General features: G+C 70.9%; 10 protein-coding genes. 4 read left to right on the top strand and 6 right to left on the bottom strand.

Annotated elements, in window-relative coordinates; all coding sequences use genetic code 11:
* Nucleotides 1-138 precede the first annotated feature (138 nt).
* Together ACIQM4_RS05315 and ACIQM4_RS05310 are read left to right on the top strand one after the other, a co-directional pair.
* Nucleotides 139-462 carry an STAS domain-containing protein gene (locus tag ACIQM4_RS05315; RefSeq protein ID WP_401586362.1) on the top strand — a complete coding sequence of 108 codons (324 nt, stop codon included), beginning with the start codon at nt 139-141 and terminating at the stop codon, nt 460-462.
* Between the two features lie 242 nt (nt 463-704).
* Nucleotides 705-3,389, top strand: a complete 2,685-nt coding sequence (locus ACIQM4_RS05310) for an ATP-binding protein (protein ID WP_401586360.1) — start codon at nt 705-707, stop codon at nt 3,387-3,389.
* A gap of 176 nt (nt 3,390-3,565) precedes the next feature.
* Here ACIQM4_RS05310 and nucS read toward each other — a convergent pair whose 3' ends face one another.
* Nucleotides 3,566-4,237, bottom strand: a complete 672-nt coding sequence (gene nucS / locus ACIQM4_RS05305; RefSeq protein ID WP_401586358.1) for an endonuclease NucS — start codon at nt 4,235-4,237, stop codon at nt 3,566-3,568.
* A gap of 246 nt (nt 4,238-4,483) precedes the next feature.
* On the opposite strand from nucS, the gene ACIQM4_RS05300 reads away from it, so the two are divergent.
* The gene (locus tag ACIQM4_RS05300; RefSeq protein WP_401586355.1) at nt 4,484-4,876 is read left to right on the top strand and encodes an SCO5389 family protein; all 393 of its coding nucleotides are present in this window, start codon (nt 4,484-4,486) and stop codon (nt 4,874-4,876) included.
* A 156-nt stretch (nt 4,877-5,032) separates the two neighbouring features.
* On the opposite strand, the gene ACIQM4_RS05295 is transcribed toward ACIQM4_RS05300, so the two are convergent.
* Nucleotides 5,033-6,076: an LLM class flavin-dependent oxidoreductase gene (locus ACIQM4_RS05295; protein WP_401586353.1), complete on the bottom strand. Its 1,044-nt coding sequence runs from the start codon at nt 6,074-6,076 to the stop codon at nt 5,033-5,035.
* Between the two features lie 226 nt (nt 6,077-6,302).
* Between ACIQM4_RS05295 and ACIQM4_RS05290 the strand changes: the two genes are divergently transcribed.
* Complete coding sequence (locus ACIQM4_RS05290) at nt 6,303-6,638, top strand: ATP/GTP-binding protein (RefSeq protein ID WP_401586350.1); 336 nt, start codon at nt 6,303-6,305, stop codon at nt 6,636-6,638.
* 42 nt (nt 6,639-6,680) lie between these two features.
* Here the strand turns inward: ACIQM4_RS05290 and ACIQM4_RS05285 are convergent, their stop codons facing one another.
* From ACIQM4_RS05285 to ACIQM4_RS05270, 4 genes are all read right to left on the bottom strand, one after another.
* Complete coding sequence (locus ACIQM4_RS05285) at nt 6,681-7,544, bottom strand: ABC transporter permease subunit (RefSeq protein WP_401586348.1); 864 nt, start codon at nt 7,542-7,544, stop codon at nt 6,681-6,683.
* The gene (locus ACIQM4_RS05280; RefSeq protein WP_401586345.1) at nt 7,541-8,830 is read right to left on the bottom strand and encodes an ABC transporter ATP-binding protein; all 1,290 of its coding nucleotides are present in this window, start codon (nt 8,828-8,830) and stop codon (nt 7,541-7,543) included. The genes ACIQM4_RS05285 and ACIQM4_RS05280 overlap by 4 nt, the downstream gene beginning before the upstream one ends.
* Before the next feature lie 378 nt (nt 8,831-9,208).
* On the bottom strand, nt 9,209-9,556 hold the full coding sequence (locus ACIQM4_RS05275; protein WP_401586342.1) for a hypothetical protein: 348 nt from the start codon (nt 9,554-9,556) through the stop codon (nt 9,209-9,211).
* A complete protein-coding gene (locus ACIQM4_RS05270; RefSeq protein ID WP_401586339.1) occupies nt 9,556-16,437 on the bottom strand; it encodes an RHS repeat-associated core domain-containing protein in 6,882 nt (2,293 codons plus the stop codon). The genes ACIQM4_RS05275 and ACIQM4_RS05270 overlap by 1 nt, the downstream gene beginning before the upstream one ends.
* Nucleotides 16,438-16,570: the final 133 nt, after the last annotated feature.

Genomic DNA, 16,570 nt, shown 5'->3' with positions numbered 1-16,570 from the left:
GTGAATTCGGTATCGATTCGCTTACAGACGGCAACTTATCTGCCCGTGCGGCAGTCAGTTGATGAGTCAGTTGGAAAGAAACAAGAGACAGAGACGAAGACGTCTGACGTCACGGACAAGCACTCTCGGGGAGCGCACATGTACATCAGGGGCGATCACGTCGAGCTGGTCGTCGGGGGCCGCCTCGACGTCCGCAGCGCGGCGGACGCCCGTACGGTCCTGCACTCGGCCGTCGACGACGGCGCCGGAGACCTGGTGCTCGACCTGACCGAGCTGGACTCGTGGGACGCCACCGGACTGGGCGTCATCATGGGCGCGCACCGCAGGGCCGGGCGGTGCGGGCGGCGGCTGGTGCTGCGCGGCGTGCCGCCGCAGATGCAACGGCTGCTGGTGGCGACCCGGCTGCACCGGATCCTGTCGATCGAGGGCGGGCTCGCGGCGGACATGCTGCCGCGCGTCTGACGGCCCGTCCACGGCGCCCCCGCGAGGGCCGCAATCCTCACACGACTGTGACGTGCCCCGGCCCCCGGCACCCCTGCCGCTCATAGATAATGTGCCAAGGTCTAGGGTTCGGTCGCCTGCCGCTTGACGAACCCACGCAATGGATGCACCCACGTCGGCGGGCACCGGACCAGAAGCGACAGCGAGCGTGTGAAAGGCCGGGAGGGGCAGTCAGCACGCAACGCATCTGGGGGGCTTTGACCATGGACCCGATGAACCGGGGACCTGTTGAGTACGGCCAGGACAACATCCGCGACCACGACGAGCGGGACCAGCCGGAACGCGTGCGCGAACGCGACCCGATGACCCGCGACCTCGGTCCGAGCGCGGCACCTTCGCCCGCCCGCACCGTGCAGTTCACCTCGGGCGACTTCCTGCTGACCGTCAATCCGGTCGACGGGAGCGAGATCGAACCCTGCCCGCCGGGAGAGCGCCCCGAGGTGCCCGTGCGGCACCCGGCGGCCGACCGCGCCGAACTGGCGCGCGCCGCCAGGCCGCCGGTGCCACCGGGCCCCGCCGTGCCCGAGCTGCCCCTCCTGGAACGCCAGGAGGAGCGTGACCGGCTGGTGGGACTGCTCTCACGCGGCCGCTCCGTCCGGCTGGTCGGCTCCGCCGGATCCGGGCGTACGGCACTGCTCGACGCCGTCGCCGCGGACTGCGCGGACCTCGCGCCGGACGGCGTCGTACGGCTTTCGGGTCACCGGCGCACCACGTCGGAGCTCCTGCACGACCTCTTCGCGGCCGTCTTCCGGGCCCCGCTGCACCGGCCCGACCGGGACGAACTGCTGCGCCACGTGCACGACATCGGCGCCGTCGTCGTCCTGGACGACCTGGAGTTCGGCGGCGACGCGCTGGAGGAACTGCTCGCCGCCACGCCCGAGTGCGCGTTCCTGCTGGCCACGACGCCCGACGTCGTGGCGCCCTCCTTGGGGTCACTCGTCGAGGAGGTGCTGCTCGGCGGGCTCGGGCGGGGCGCCTCGCTGGAGCTCCTGGAGCGGGCGGTGGGCCGCCCGCTCACCGCCGAGGAGGCGAACTGGGCGGGTGACCTCTGGTTCGAGTCCGAGGGGCTGCCGCTGCGGTTCGTACAGGCCGGGGCGCTGCTGCTGCAGCGTGACGTACTGCGCGCCGACCCGGGCGCCTTCGACGAGTACGGGTACTTCACCGAGGCCCCGCTGGACGCGCCCTTCGACGCGGCCGACGGGCACGACGTACCGCTGCCCACCCTCGCGGAGGGCGTCGCCCCGGTCGCGCCGCTGGCCGCCCGGCTCAGCGAGTCCGCGAGGGCCACACTGCGCTTCGCGGTGGCCCTCGGCGGCGAGGTCCCGCACCAGGCCCACCTGCCCGCGCTGGTCGGCGACACCCACGCGGACGCCGCGCTGGGCGAACTCGTCTCGTGCGGTCTGCTCTCGCCCTCCGGCACCCGTTACCGGCTGGCCGCCGGGGTCGCCGTACAGCTGGAGAACGCGGGGTACGGTGCCGACGCGGCCGGTCCCGCGACGACCGCCGCCCAGCACTACGCCTGGTGGGCCGGGCACCCCTCGGTGACGCCGGAGCGGATCTCCGCCGAGTCCGACGCCGTACTGGCCGCGCTCGCCGCACTGGTCCCCGGCACCGAGGCCGGGCACCCGAGCGCCGCCGTGCTGCTGGCCCGTACCGCCGCGCCGGCCTTCGCGGCGGGCATGCAGTGGGGAGCCTGGGAGCGGTCGCTGAGGGCCGGCGCCGAGGCCTCCCGGATCGCCGGGGAGGTAGCCGAAGAGGCTTACTTCCACCACGAGTTGGGGATCCTCGCGCTCTGTTCGGGGCAGCTCGACCGGGCGCGGGCGGAGCTGGAGACCTCGGTCGGGCTGCGCGGGGCACTCGCCGACCGGCGCGGCACCGTCGCCGCCCGGCGGGCCCTCGCGCTGGTCACGGACCGCAGCGGCGCGAGTCCCTTCGGCCCGCCGGTCCTGGCAGCGGTGCCCACGGGTGGCGGCGCCTCCCCGCGCTCGCCGTTCGACACCCCGTACAACCCCTTCGAGTCGGAGCGTCCTTCGGCCGGCGAGGAGATGCCCGCAGCGCGGTACGAGGAGTCCTCCTCGCCGCCCGGCGGAGTTCCCGCCACCGCCGTCCTGGCCGAACTCCCGGACGCCGGGCAGCCGTTGGTGATCGGCCGTAGCCCTTCGGCCGCCGCGGGCGGCCCGCCGTCGCGCCGGTCGATGCTGAGCGGCGCCCGGCGGAACATGGTCGCGGCGGGCGCGGGCGCGCTGCTCGTCGCCGTCCTCGGCACCGTGGTGACGCTCGGGGCGACCGGCAACCCGGAAGGGCCGTCGGACAAGATCGGCCCCGGGCAGTCCGCCAACGAGGACGACGGCAAGGGCGGCATCGACGCCGACCAGGCGGACGGCTCGGAGGGCAGCGGCTCGGGCGGCGCGACCGGCGACGACGGCGCCGGCGGGCCCGGTGTGCCCGCCGTCGACTCCACCAGCCGTGGCCGGGAGACCGCAGGCCCGGACCCGGTCCCGAGCGGCACGGCGAGTACGCCCGGCGGCGACGGGAGCACGCCGGGACCCGGCACCACCGGGCCGACGGCTCCGCCGACCGGGCCGACCGGCCCGCCGACGAAGCCCACGGTCCCGCCGACGGTTCCCCCGACGCAGCCGACCGATCCGCCGACGACGCCCACGGACCCGCCGTCCACACCGGACCCGGACCCGACGACGCCCGAGCCGGACCCGCCGACCTCGCCGGACAACCCGCCGCCCCCGCCGGAACAGCCCGCCCCCGGCTCGGACAACCCGCCGAGCTCGCCCGCCAACACGTTCGGCGCGCCGGCGCCGGCGACGTCGGACAGCGACGAGGACGACGGCTCGCTGTTCGGGACCACGTCGTTCGTGGAGGTGTCCTCGTAACACCCGGCGGACGAAGCACCGTACGGACGTAGCGCGGTACGGACGAAGCACCGCACGAACGAAGCACCGCACGAATGAAGAACCGTGGCGGCCCACCTGAGGTCAGGTGGGCCGCCACGGTCATGCGGTGAGCGGGGGTGCGGTGAGCGGAGGTGCGGTGAGCGGAGGTGCGGCGCTCAGAACAGCCGCAGCTTGTCGTCCTCGATGCCGCGCATCGCGTTGTAGTCCAGGACCACGCAGCGGATGCCGCGGTCGGTGGCCAGCACGCGGGCCTGCGGCTTGATCTCCTGAGCGGCGAAGACACCGGTGACCGGGGCCAGGTGCGGGTCGCGGTTGAGGAGTTCGAGGTAGCGGGTGAGCTGCTCGACACCGTCGATGTCACCGCGCCGCTTCAGCTCGACGGCCACGGTCGCGCCGTCCGCGTCCCGGCACAGGATGTCGACCGGGCCGATCGCCGTCATGTACTCGCGGCGGATCAGCGTGTGGCCCTCACCGAGGGTCTCGATGCGGTCCGCGAGGAGTTCCTGGAGGTGCGCTTCCACGCCGTCCTTGATGAGACCGGGGTCGATGCCCAGCTCGTAGGACGAGTCGTGGAGGACTTCCTCCATGGTGATGATCAGTTTCTCGCCCGCTTTGTTGATCACGGTCCAGACACCGGCGTCGTCACCGGTGCCCTCCTTGAGCGTGCAGGGCGGGGACATCCAGTTGAGCGGCTTGTACGCCCGGTCGTCCGCGTGAATGGAGACGCTGCCGTCCGCCTTCACCAGGATCAGACGGGGGGCGGAGGGGAGGTGGGCGGTGAGCCGGCCCGCGTAGTCCACGGAGCAGCGGGCGATGACGAGACGCATGAGGAGCAACGCTACTCGACGACACGCCCCGGACGCGATTCGCCCTGTAAGGCACCCGTAAGCCACTGTTCGCCAGTTGACGGAAGGGCCAACGGCAATGGCCGGTTGTATGCGCAATCCCCTGTCGCGGTGTGGACGGCACGCTTACCGTGGATGCAGGAGGTCGCCGTGCGTGCACGCTGCGTCGCCGACTCCTGCCCTGCCCGGAAGACCCCGTCTCGGTGCGGGGTCGCGAGAGGAGAACCCATGTCGCTCGACGTCTCACCGGCTCTGTTGGAACAGGCCGAGCGAGGCGAGGTCGACGAAGCCGACTTCGTCGACTGCGTCCGGACCTCCCTGCCTTTCGCGTGGGAGATGATCAGCTCGTTGGTGGCCCAACTGAAGGTCGACGGCGGCCAGTTCGCCGACAACCAGACACCGCCGCCCAGCGAGCAAGCCCGTGGCCAGTTGCTGCGGGCCCTGGCGAGTGATGCCATCCGCGGTTCGCTTGAGCGCCACTTCGGAGTGCGGCTCGCCTTCCAGAACTGCCACCGCGTGGCGGTGTTCCCGCTGGACCCCTCGGTCGACGAGCGGCTCGCCCGATTCACTTCGATACGCGGCCAGCTGCTCAACCAGTCGCCTGAACTGCGGGACTGCTGACCTCTGCGGCTGCCGCTCCCGCGTCGCGGGAGGTGTACTGACGCAGGGGCGGCAGCCCCCCCCCCGCAGCCCCACGGCTCTCGTGGTCCCGGTAGCCCGCTGCTCTCGTGACCTCCGAGGCTCTCGTGGTCCCGGTGGCTCCTACGCCGTGACCGATCACGCGAGTGCGCCCAACCCTGAGAGCAGTGCCCGCACCTCGGTGCCCAGCCGGTGGACGTTCTCCTCCGTGGCGGCGAGGTCGCCCGATCCTTCCGTCAGCAGGGCGAACCGCGTGATCCCGGTCCTTTCGGCGGTCCGCGCCAGCCGGTCCGCGGCCAACTCCGGCGTGCCCACCGGGTGCAGGGCGCACAGCTTCTCCGTGTACCCCACCGGGTCGCGCATCGCGCGGTGCCGGCCGTCCACCGTGACGTGCGCGTCGAGCCCCTGCCTCAGCCAGCCGGGCATCGCCTTGGTCAGCGTCTCGCAGGCGTCCTCGACCGTGTCCGCGATCTGCGCGACCCCGGCCGAGACATGGCCGACCGTCGCGATCTCCTGCGCCGAACGTCCGGCGGCGCGCGCGTGCCTGCGCCACAGGGCGGTCATCTCCGCCTTGTCCTCGTCCCCGCAGTGCATCCCCAGCAGCATCGGCAGCCCCCGCTCGGCGGCCAGCTTCACCGTCTTCGGCGAGGTGCACGCGACGACGACCTCCGGCCCCGGCGCCCCCTCCAGCTCGTCCGGCCGCGGGACGACGGCCACCTCGCGGAAGCGGTACCGCTCGCCCCTGGCCTCCACCCGCGGCTCGCGCAGCCAGCGCAGCAGCAGGTCCAGGGATTCCGGGAAGCCCTCCTCGTACGCCTTCAGGCCGCTGCCGAAGACCTCCAGGTCCACCCACGGGCCACCGCGCCCCACCCCGAGCGAGAAGCGTCCGCCGGAGGTGAGGTGCAGCAGGGCCGCCTGCTCCGCGACGTTGACCGGGTGGGCGGTGGGCAGCACGGTCACCGCGGTGCCGACCCTGATCCTGCGGGTGCGGCCGAGCAGCAGCGCGGCCAGCGTCACGGCGGAAGGGCACACGCCGTACGGAACGAAGTGGTGCTCGGCCAGCCAGACCGAGTCGAGCCCCGCCTCGTCGGCGACCTCGGCCGTCCTGATCGCGCGGTGCAAGGCCTCACCCTGGCCCTGCCCCGGGAACTGCGCCGCCAGTACAAAAGCTCCGATGTGCATAGCCCTCTGCCTCCTTCAGGCTTACCAACAGGCCTCGAATCGGCGATCCCCCATTGGCAATAACGTCTGACAAGTGCCAAAGGCACGGGCCCGCGCAAAGATCTTGTGATTTTCCGGCCGGTGCTGCGCCGGGGATACCGCTGTACCCAATCCAGTGGTACGCCTACCCCTGCCCGATGGGCCTAGGCTGGAGCAAAACCGTCCGCCCGGCCCCATGAGGTGCTACGTGTCCCCGCGCCGCAACCGCCCCCGAGGCGGCGAGAACCCGACCGCGAGCAGCGGAGGCGGCGGTGGTTCCCCGGACCGGTTCGGCCTGCAGCGCTCCGAGTCCTGGCAGGGCGAGGAGTGGCTGGTGCGGCAGGTCAGCGGGGCGAGCGCGCAGGGCAAGCGCTACCGCTGCCCCGGCTGCGACCAGGAGATCCCCTCCGGCGTCCCGCACCTGGTGGCCTGGCCGGACTACGGCGGCGTGGACGACCGGCGGCACTGGCACAAGGCCTGCTGGAACGCGAAGGACCGCCGCACCACGAAGGTGCAGCGGTCCCGGAACGCGCCCCGGTATTAGGGAAGTTGTACTACCCGTACGCCGTGCGGGCGTGCCGTGCGCTCACACGTCCCGTTTGTTCTGGACGGCGAAGGCCAGGCCGAGTACGACGGCCACCAGGCCCCCCATGGAGGCCAGCGGGGTCCAGCCGGTGAGGCCGCCGTCGGTCATCTCGGCCCCGTAGAAGACACCCAGCTGACTGGGGATCGAGTACTCCAGCAGGAAGAGCTGGATGTCGCGCAGGGCGTCCGACATCATGAACAGCGCCATCACCAGCGGCAGCAGCACCAGCCCGATCATGATGGTGATCGCGCCCGCGGAGTGCCGGATCAGCGAGCCGACGGCCAGCGACAGCAGGCCGAGCAGGGCGACGAACACACTGACCCCGACGGTCGCCCGCAGCCACTGGCCGCCGGTGGCCGTGCCGCCCAGTACGCCCGCCATGAGGGCGGACTGGAGCACGGTGGCGACCAGCGTGATCAGGAAGGTGAGCAGGAAGAAGACGAGCGCCTTCGCGGTCAGTACCCGCGCCCGGCTCGGACAGGCGGTCAGCGTCGTACGGATCATGCCGGTGCCGTACTCGGAGGCGATGGTCATCACACCGAGCGTGATCACCGGGATGATGCCGAGCAGCACGCCCACGAAGCCGAACGACAGCGACGACTCGTTGCCGGGCAGGTCGGTGGAGGAGAGGGCGAGGGTGACGAGGACGGCGACGCCCAGGATCAGTACGACCATGACGCCGAGCGACCAGATCGTGGAGCGCACCGACCGGATCTTGGTCCACTCCGAGGCCAGCGCGTCCACGAGCGTGGCGCGGCGCTGGGGCACGGGGGAGACGTAGCCGGGGTGGTGCGGCCCGCCGGACGGGACCTGCCCGGTCGCGGAGATCTGCCCCTGCGGGTACGGGAGCGGGGGAGTCGTCATCGGGCGTCCTCGGAGGTGTCGCTGCTCTTGTCGCTGCTGGTGTCGTCGCTCTTGCCGGGCCGGGGGGCGGTGTCCGCGGGCGCCGGAACGGGCGCGGCGTACGGATTGTGCGCCACCGGTACGGGCCCGCCGGGCACAGGCCCCGCAGCCGCGCCGGGCACCGCGCCCGGCATCGCATCGGGTGCCGCGCCCGGCGCCGCACCCGGCGTGGATCCCGGAACCCCCGGGTGCGGCTGTCCCGGCCGGGGCGGCGGCGGGGCGTACCAGCCCTGCTGCGGCGGGGCCTGCGGCACGACCGGCTGCCCCGGCAGGGGGCCGCCCGGCAGTGCGCCGGGTACGTCGGGCTGCGCGAAGCCGGCGAGCTGGTCGTCGGTGGAGCGGTAGTCCACGGCGGCCTGCGTCATCCGCATGTAGGCCTCCTCCAGCGACGCCTGGTGCGGGGCCAGCTCCCACAGCCGTACGTCCGCGTCGTGCGCGAGGTCCGCGATCCGCGGCAGCGCGAGACCGGTGACGCGCAGCGCGCCGTCCGGCTCCGGCATGACCTGGCCGCCGGCCTCGGTGAGCACCGAGGTCAGCTTCTCGCGCTGGAGGGGATCGCTCTGCGGGGTGCGGACGCGGGCGAAACCGGCGGAGTTGGCGGCGATGAAGTCGCGGACGCTCATGTCGGCGAGCAACTGGCCGCGACCGATCACGATCAGGTGCTCGGCGGTCAGTGCCATCTCGCTCATCAGGTGCGAGGAGACGAAGACCGTGCGGCCCTCGGCGGCCAGCATCTTCATCAGGTTGCGGACCCAGAGGATGCCCTCCGGGTCGAGGCCGTTGACCGGCTCGTCGAAGAGGAGCACCTGCGGGTCGCCGAGGAGCGCGGCGGCGATGCCGAGCCGCTGGCCCATGCCGAGCGAGAAGCCGCTGGAGCGGTGCCTGGCGACCTCCTGGAGGCCGACCACCCCGAGCACCTCGTCGACGCGGCCGGCCGGGATGCCGGACAGCTGGGCGAGCGAGAGGAGGTGGTTACGGGCACTGCGCCCGCCGTGCACGGCCTTGGCGTCGAGCAGGGCGCCGACCTGCCGGGGCGCGTTGGGCAGCTCCCGGAAGGGGTGACCGCCGACGGTGACCCGCCCGGACGTGGGCTCGTCGAGCCCGAGGATCATGCGCATCGTGGTGGACTTGCCGGAGCCGTTGGGCCCCAGGAACCCGGTCACGGTCCCCGGCCGCACCTGGAAGGAAAGGTTGTGCACGGCCGTCTTGGCGCCGTAGCGCTTCGTCAGGCCGACTGCCTCGATCATTCTTCAGCCCCATCGACGGATCGTCGGGGCGCGGTCACGTGCGGTGATCCTGGTGTGCCCCCGTTAAGAACTAGGAGCTTAACCAGAGGGGCGTGGTTCCGGCCAAGAACAGGTGTTCGGCTGGGAGGTGTTTCGACCGGCGGTGGAACGCGCCGGTCGGGTGTGGCGGTACGCACAGGTCGTGGCGGGCCGACTGTGACAGAAGCTCCGGTCGACGGGGGCCGCACGAGCGGTTACCGACATCAACCGGAGCTTCTGTGTGCGCCGGGGCGTCACCCCGTCGGCACGGCGTCGTGGTCAGCACGGACCGTGGGCCGCCGGGGTCCTGAGTCCGTCCTGGGCGACGGTCTGACAGCCGCCGAGAAAGCCGTCCGCGGGTCAGTCCGTTCTTTTGAGCGGCCCGAACCTGGACGGAGTCATGGCGTTGCCGTCATCTTCGTGCCACTGGCAGTGCGTGGCATGGAGGTAGCCGGCGCCTCCGTTCAGCACGAACCACTTTCCGGGAACGTCATGGAAGGCGGGAGAGCCCGGGGCCCGAAAATCCGGATCCACCGAGATCTCCAGCTGCTCCCACTCCGTTGCCCCGTGCAGGAATCGAACGTTGGAGAAGAGTACGTCGACCCTGCTGGGCGATTCCTCGGTCAGACTGCGCAGCAGCAATTGCCGGTAGCTCACCGAGTAGTGCCAGACGCGGAAGGCACGATCCCATTCGGCGACCGTCTCCATCAGGAGCCTCCTAGATACCGGGAACCGGAGAAAATCTCGTCCGTTATGTCTCGTCCCCCCATGTAGAAGGAGAGCCTGTTCCGTCCGAGGTTACCAACGCGGTGGGCGCGCTCAAGGATCGCCATCTCCCGCTGCGTTGTGTACCAGTTACTGCCCTGGCCCTCGCTCACGGCATCGTCGAAGAGCTGAGACGGTGTGCCCCGCTTGCCGCTGGTCATCTTGAAGCCGTCAAGGCGAACGTGAATGTGCGCCTCGGGGTGCTCGTTCACCGCGTCTCGAACGCTGGAAAGAGCATCGTCCCGCGTCTGGCCCATGAAGTGGGTGTACCCATTCTTCTTTGCGAATTCCTCTAGGCCGTTGTCACTGGTCCCGAGAGCGACATCCTTGATTTCCTTGTCGCAGTTATGGGTGAGGACAGGTGCGGCACCCACCAGCACGTAGTACGTATGGGTGTCGTTGACGGTCAGATTGTGCACGGTGGACGTTTCGGTCCGCCGTTGTACGTCGCCGACCTGGACCCAGGTCCCGGCAGAGGTCTGGAGCCACGCTCCCTCATGGAGACTCTTGGCAGGCACCCAGGTCCGCATGGCCGGAAGCCAGAACGCGTGGCCCTCCGTGGCGGTGACCGTGGCGGATTTCCCGTCGGGGTTCCCCTGTTCGTGGAGGGTTACCGTGACGAGGTTCTTCTTCCCCTTGCCAAGGATCGTGGCCGTGGCCACCCGCGAAGAGGTCTTCCCCGTCTTCGGGTCGGTGGCGCGGACCTTCTCGCCCACCTTCACCTGGCTGATCGGCTTCTTGGAGCCGTCGGCCATCAGGACGAGGGTCGAGCCGGTGAAGCTGTTGCTCTCGCAGCTGCTGCCTTCCGCCGCGTCCTTCGCTGCTTCCTTGGCCGCCTTCTTGGCCGCGGCCGCGACCGCCGCTGCCGCTGCCGGCTTCTTGACCTTGGAGGGTTTCGGCTTCGGCTTGGGCTGTGCGCGTGGCTTCGGCTTCGGCTTCGGGCGGGCCGCTGCCTTGCGGGCCGCGGCTCGCTTCGTTGCCGCTCGCTTGGCCGCCGCGCGCTGGGCCTTGGCGCGTGCCTGGGCTGCCGCGCGGCGCTGCGCCGCGCGCTTGGCGGCGGCGCGTTGTGCCGCCGCCCGCTTGGCCGCGGCGCGCTTGGCCGCTGCCGCCTTCTTGGCCGCCTCCCGCTTGAGCTTGGCCGCGAGCTTCTTCGCGGCCTCGATGGCGCGCTTGCGTGCCTCAGCCGCGAGGCGGCGGGCCAGTGCCTGGGCCGCCTTGCGGGCCGCGATCGCCGCCGCACGGCGGGCCGCCGCGCGGATCGCCGCCTGGATGGCGATGCGGGCGGCGATGCCGATCAGGATCGGGAAGAACGTCCCCGACGGGTCGGAGAACGTCACCGGCGCGTTGTTGCTGTAGGCGTACGGGTTGATGGTCGCGGGCTGGCTGTAGTCGACCAGGGGGTCGACGGAGATGAACCGGCCGGTGGCCGGGTCGTAGTCGCGGGCGCCGAGCCGGGTGAGTCCGGTGTCCTCGTCCACGGTGCCGCCGACGAAGCCACGTGCCCCGGGCCAGGTCGAGGGCTGCTGCCCCCGCTGCTCGCCGAACGGCATCAACTTGCGCCGGGTGACCGCCATCCCCGCCCCGGCCAGGTCGACCGTGGTGTGCGAGGAGCCGTGGTGGTCGGCCAGCATCAGCTGGCGCACACCGCCGGTCGCGCGGACCGTCACCGCCCCGTCCGGGTGCGGGTAGAAGCGCTCGGCCGTCTTCTTGGAGAGGTCGGCGCTGACCTTCAGCTCCGCCTCGCCCAGGTAGAGCGTCTTGCTGCCGTCCGAGTCGGTACGGATCAGCCGCTCGCCGCCTGCCCCGTAGAGGTACGACGTCTTCTTGGTGCCGCCGCCCTCCACCGGCTCGGTCACCGAGGCCAGTTCGCCCTCGACGTTCCATTCGAGGGTCTGCGTGGTGCCCTCGTGCTGACGGGTGGTGGTGTTGCCCGCCTTGTCGTAGGCGAAGGTGTTGAGCCGCTCGCCGCCCGGACCCACCGACTTGATCTCGGCGAGGGCGTTGGGACCGCCCACACCGGGCTTGCCGTAGGTGTAGGTGCGGGTGACGTCCTTGGTGGTGTCGCCGGTGGCGTCCTTCTCCACGAGCTTGCTGCGGTTGCCCGCCGCGTCGAACTCGTACTGCTGCCAGTAGGCGTCAGTGCCACCGACGTTGGCCTTCGACGGGGCCGCCTTGCAGTCGTCCGTCGCCGTCCAGGCCGACGTCATCTGGCGCAGCTGGTTGTGCACGAAGCACTGGGTGTCCGTCTTGCCGTTGTCCGGCGCGGCCTCGCCGGGGGTGTCCTTGATCTTCGTGACGTTGCCGGCCTCGTCGTACGAGTACTGGGTGTCACTGATCCGGCCCGGGTTGAGCGACCGGTCGAAGGTCGACCGGGTGAGCCTGCGGGTGAACTCGTCGTAGAGGTAGGACCCGTAGACCTTCTTGGTGGCGGCGCCCGCGTCGGTACGCAGGATCTCGCCGAACGCCGAGTACTCGACGTCGTTCAGGTAGGACGCATCGCCGCGGACGGAGATCGGCAGGTCGTCCGAGTTGTAGCGGAACGTCACCCGCTCGTTGACCATACCGCCGACACCGGGGACGTCGGCCGTCGCCATGTTGCCGGTCGGGGTGTACCCGTAGGCGTAGGTGTACGTGCCGCCGAGGCCCGCTTCCTCCGCCGGGATGACGGTCTTGGTGGTCTTGATCCGGTAGGCGTTGTCGTACGCGGTGACCTCGTCGCGGTACTCACGGCCGTTCTCGTAACGGATGGAGGCCGTGGGCAGTCCCTTGCCGAGGGTGTCGTACGTCCACTCCATGCGCTTGGGGCCTGTGACGCTGCCCTCGCGCAGTGAGGTGGGACGGCCGGCCGCGTCGAAGGTGGTGGCCAGGGTGTTGCCGCGCGGGTCGGTCGACGAGACGACGTTGTCCGCGTTGTCGTACGTCAGTGTCGTCTTGCCGCCGTCGGGGTCGGTCGAGGAGATCTGTCTGCCTCGCCCGTCGTACTCGAACGTCGTCACCGCTCCGCCCGGGGCGGTGATCTTCACGACGTTGTCGTGGACGTCGTACTCGTAGGAGGTGTCGCGCCAGGCGGTGCGCTCCTTGTTGGAGTACTCGCGCAGCTTGGCGGTGCGGCCCTCGGCGTCCTCGAAGGTCGCCGTGACGGTGTCGCCCGCGGGCGGGATCGCGGTGGAGACGTCGCCGTCGCGTTCGGTGGTGGTCCGCAGCTTCTCGACGCCGCGGTGGTAGGAGATGTCCGCGGTCGGCTGGCCGAGACCGTTGAAGGTGGTGCGGTTCTGCGAGGGGACCTCGTTGTCACCGACCTGGAGGACGACCGGGGCGGGCTCCGCCTCGTGGAAGTAGCCGTCGTTCGTCTTCCAGGGCCGGCCGGCCGAGTCGTAGAACGTGTCGTTGACGATCCGGCCCGCGCCTGCGACCGCCTCGTCCTGGGTCTGCCGTTCGCGCAGCAGGCCGTCCATCAGCTCGTAGGAGACGGCGTACTCGCCGTTGTCCTTGAGGGTGCGGTTGGTGACGACGGTGGGCCCGTCGCGGCGCACGGTGTAGTCGTAGGACGCAGTGGGGGTCTGGGTCGCCGGGTCGCGGTCGATCTCCCACACCTTGAGGAGCCGGCCCAGCGGGTCGTAACTCATCGTGGCGCTCTTGCCGTTGGCGTCGGTCTCCTTGACCGGCATGCCGCGCACGTCGTCGAACTCGGTGGTCTCGGTGTGGCCGAGCGGGTCGGTGGTGACCGTCTTGAGCGGACGTGCCCCGGTGGCCGGGGTGTTGACGACGGTGGTCTTGCGGTTCTCGCCGTCGTACGTCGCGCTCTCGCGGCCGTGGATGTCGTACTCGGTCCTGTCGATGGTCAGATAGCCGTCGCCCTTGGCGTTCAGCTCCTGGATCTCGGTGGGCAGCCCCTTGGTGGGCGCCGCGCCGAAGGCCTGGCCGTCGTACAGGGTGCGGGTGTCCTCGACGACCTCGCCGCCCGAGGTGCCACAGGCACCGACGGTGGTGAGCTCGCGTGACTCCGACTCCAGCAGGTGCAGGGCGGTGTTGCGGGCGTACGAGGTGACCGTGCACAGGCGCTTGCCGCCCGGTGTGGTCTCGTCGACCTCGTAAGGGAGGCCGACACTGTCGTACTTGGTGGTCTCCGTCGAGGTGCGCCAGGTGTCGCCCTTGACCCGTTCACGGGTGGTGACGGTCTCCGGGCGGGCCATCCACGCCTCAAGCGCCGTGGTGCCGGCGCGCTTGCGCTCCGCCGTCCGTACCGACTTGGTGCTGGTGAGGGTGGTGGAGTCGACGGGGCCGCCGTCGGACTCGTAACTGATCTGCTCGCGCAACTGCCCCTGGTACTGAGGAAGGTCGGGGCTGCTGCCGCCCTGGCTGTCGACGACGGACGCGGTGCGGGTGCCGGTGGGCAGCTTGTCGCCGTGCATGCCGCGGAAGAAGCGGTGCTCGGTGAGCTGCTTGACGACGTCGTCGCCGCCGACACGGGTGCGGACGCGCTCGTAGCCGCGGTACTGCGACCAGGTGCGCTCCTTGCGCTCGGTGAACTCGCCGTCGTCGTACGCCCAGGCGGGGCTGCCGATGAACTCGTAACTGGTCACCTTGTCAGGTGCGTCGGTCACCAGGTCGTCCTCGCGGACCTCGGTGGCGACGTACTTGTGGAACCAGTCCTGGATCGGCTTGAGGCCGCCCTTGGGGGTCCAGTACTGCGGGTAGCAGCGCATCGTGTTGGTCTCGGGCGAGGCCGGCATCCTGCGCGGTTCGAGCGCCTGGCACTCGCGCGGCGAGTAGGTGACGCCGATGCGCCCGCCGGTCTCGGTGTCGATGGCGTGCACGCGCATCCGGGAGTACGGGGGCAGGCCCTCGACGCCGTCGACGCGGTTGTCCATCTGGGTGCCGGAGAAACTGACCTTCGGCATGCTCGCCGTGCCACCCGCACCCAGGCCGGTACGGGTGATGGACGCCAGCCACAGCGCGGGGGACGTTCCGTCACCCGTGTCGGGGAAGGTCTGCTCCAGGGTCCAGGAGTCGACGTTCTTCAGCGCGGCACCGGCCAGCACCTGGGTGCTGATCTTCGTGAGGCGCTTGGTGGACCAGAACGTCGGGGAGTACTTGTCGGTGCACTTCGCCCCGGACAGGCACTCCTGGTCCAGGGGGGTGTCCGGCCAGAACTTGGCGTTCGCGGTGGTCCGCTTGGACTCGGCGCAGTCGAACGTGTCGTTGGGTATGCAGCGTTCGGCGGTGGTGAAGGTGGTACGGCCCGCCGGCAGACCGGCGAACAGGGCGTCCGCGCGCTGGCCGTAGTCGATCCGCGCGAGGGTGGCGGAGCGGGTGTAGGCGATCTGCTTGTCGGCCTTCATGTGCTGGCCGTAGTAGTTGGTGTACTTGTCCCACCACAGGGTCATGGCGTCGCCGAGCGGGTCGACGACGTAGTCCAGGTTCCAGCGGTAGGCCTGTGCGCAGTCGGAGTCCGCGAAGGCGGTGGCGTGGCAGGGCTCGCCGGGGTGGTTGCCGAACACCGGGACGGTCAGCGCGGAGTTGGTGCGCTGGGTGGTGGCGCCGGGGAGCTTGTTGAGACCGAAGTGGTACTGCACGCCGTCGGTGCCGGTCAGGATCCAGTACTCGCCGCCGTTGGCGCCGTTGTCCGCGCCGGTCTTGCGCTCCAGACGGGTGCCGTCGTCGTCGGCCGGGCGCCACTTGCCGGTGGCGTCGTCCTTGACGAGCTCGCTGGAGTTGCCGCCGAGCGACATCACGACGTGGTCGGAGCCCCAGCACAGGTCGGCGGTCTCGCCCGAGTTGTTCGGCGTCTTGCCGTCCTCGGCCGCCTTGTCGTCGGAGCAGGACTTGAACCGGCGCTCGATGAAGCCCGGTTCGTAGTCCCAGCCCTCGGCGATCCAGGAGGACTGGCCGTTGGTGGAGGCGGTGCGGCCGTCCACCGCCTGCGAGGAGTAGGAGAGCGCGATCTCGGGCTGCGGGCCGCCGGGCACCTCCGGCGACTCCACCGGGTAGCTCCACGCGAACCCGCCGGACGAACTGCCGCCCATCCAGGACCCGGTGGGCGAGAGCGAGGTCGCCTCGTGGCTGCCACCGGGGCCCGAGGCGGCGGCAGCGGCGGCCAGGACCATCGGGGCACCGGCGCCGCGTGCGGCCTGGCCGCCGAGGTCGACGGTGGCGCTGACGGTGTGTGCGGCCGGGTCGTTGGAGCCGCCCAGCTCGGTACGGGTACGGCACTGCGGCAGGTCCGGGGTGCTCAGCGCGCACGCGGGCAGCTGCACCAGGCGCAGTCGCGAGCCCCAGTCCCCTCCGTAGGTGTCCTTGACCGCCGTGTAGTCCAGCTCGACCTCGACCGCGCCCGAGACGGCCTTCGCCGTGCTCGTGGCGGCGGGGGCGGCCGTGAACAGCACACCGTCCACACCCGCCTTGCGGGCGGTGGCCCGGTCCTTGATCTGGACCCTGGCCGCGCCGCCGACCGGGGCGGGCGTCTTCGAGCCCGCCGTACGGGCCGACCTCGCCTGCTGCGCGGACGGGCTGGACAGCCGTACCGGAAGGTCCGCCAGGGCCTGGGGAGGTGTGGCCAGGCCGTCGGCCGGGCGGTCGGTCAGGGACAGTCGCGGCGACTTGGCCGGCTGCTGAGCACCGGTCACCTGAACCGTGAAGTCGCCGGCCAGTGCCTTGGCCGCGGTGGGCGACCAGCTCTTCGCGGCGTCGTTCGCCACGGTCTTGCGCGAGGGGGCCAGGGCGCGGCCGGGAACGGAACGGTCACGTTCCAGCTCCGCCAGCCGCGCCTTGCCGGTGCCCGCCGCCGCCGGATCGTCCGGAATGAAAGCGATGAGTATCGCCATGAAGGCGACGTAGGACACAGATCTGTGCCAGTGCCCCAAATAGCGTAGATGTCGCAATAGTTGTTGCATATCTGACCCACTCGTGAGTACGGGGAACGCTTGATCGGAGCGAGTAAACACGCGTTAAAGTTCA

Source organism: Streptomyces sp. NPDC091272, assembly GCF_044757485.1.
In the GTDB taxonomy this organism is placed as follows: Bacteria; Actinomycetota; Actinomycetes; order Streptomycetales; family Streptomycetaceae; genus Streptomyces.
Note: the sequence above shows the minus strand (reverse complement) of the source record. Positions and strands in the feature narration are given on the sequence as shown.

What these genes read in the sequence shown, in the direction of transcription:
- ACIQM4_RS05315 (WP_401586362.1), top strand. Translation starts at nt 139, where the DNA reads ATGTACATCAGGGGCGATCACGTCGAGCTGGTCGTCGGGGGCCGCCTC.
- ACIQM4_RS05310 (WP_401586360.1), top strand. Translation starts at nt 705, where the DNA reads ATGGACCCGATGAACCGGGGACCTGTTGAGTACGGCCAGGACAACATC.
- nucS (WP_401586358.1), bottom strand. Translation starts at nt 4,237, where the DNA reads ATGCGTCTCGTCATCGCCCGCTGCTCCGTGGACTACGCGGGCCGGCTC.
- ACIQM4_RS05300 (WP_401586355.1), top strand. Translation starts at nt 4,484, where the DNA reads ATGTCGCTCGACGTCTCACCGGCTCTGTTGGAACAGGCCGAGCGAGGC.
- ACIQM4_RS05295 (WP_401586353.1), bottom strand. Translation starts at nt 6,076, where the DNA reads ATGCACATCGGAGCTTTTGTACTGGCGGCGCAGTTCCCGGGGCAGGGC.
- ACIQM4_RS05285 (WP_401586348.1), bottom strand. Translation starts at nt 7,544, where the DNA reads ATGACGACTCCCCCGCTCCCGTACCCGCAGGGGCAGATCTCCGCGACC.
- ACIQM4_RS05280 (WP_401586345.1), bottom strand. Translation starts at nt 8,830, where the DNA reads ATGATCGAGGCAGTCGGCCTGACGAAGCGCTACGGCGCCAAGACGGCC.
- ACIQM4_RS05275 (WP_401586342.1), bottom strand. Translation starts at nt 9,556, where the DNA reads ATGGAGACGGTCGCCGAATGGGATCGTGCCTTCCGCGTCTGGCACTAC.
- ACIQM4_RS05270 (WP_401586339.1), bottom strand. Translation starts at nt 16,437, where the DNA reads ATGGCGATACTCATCGCTTTCATTCCGGACGATCCGGCGGCGGCGGGC.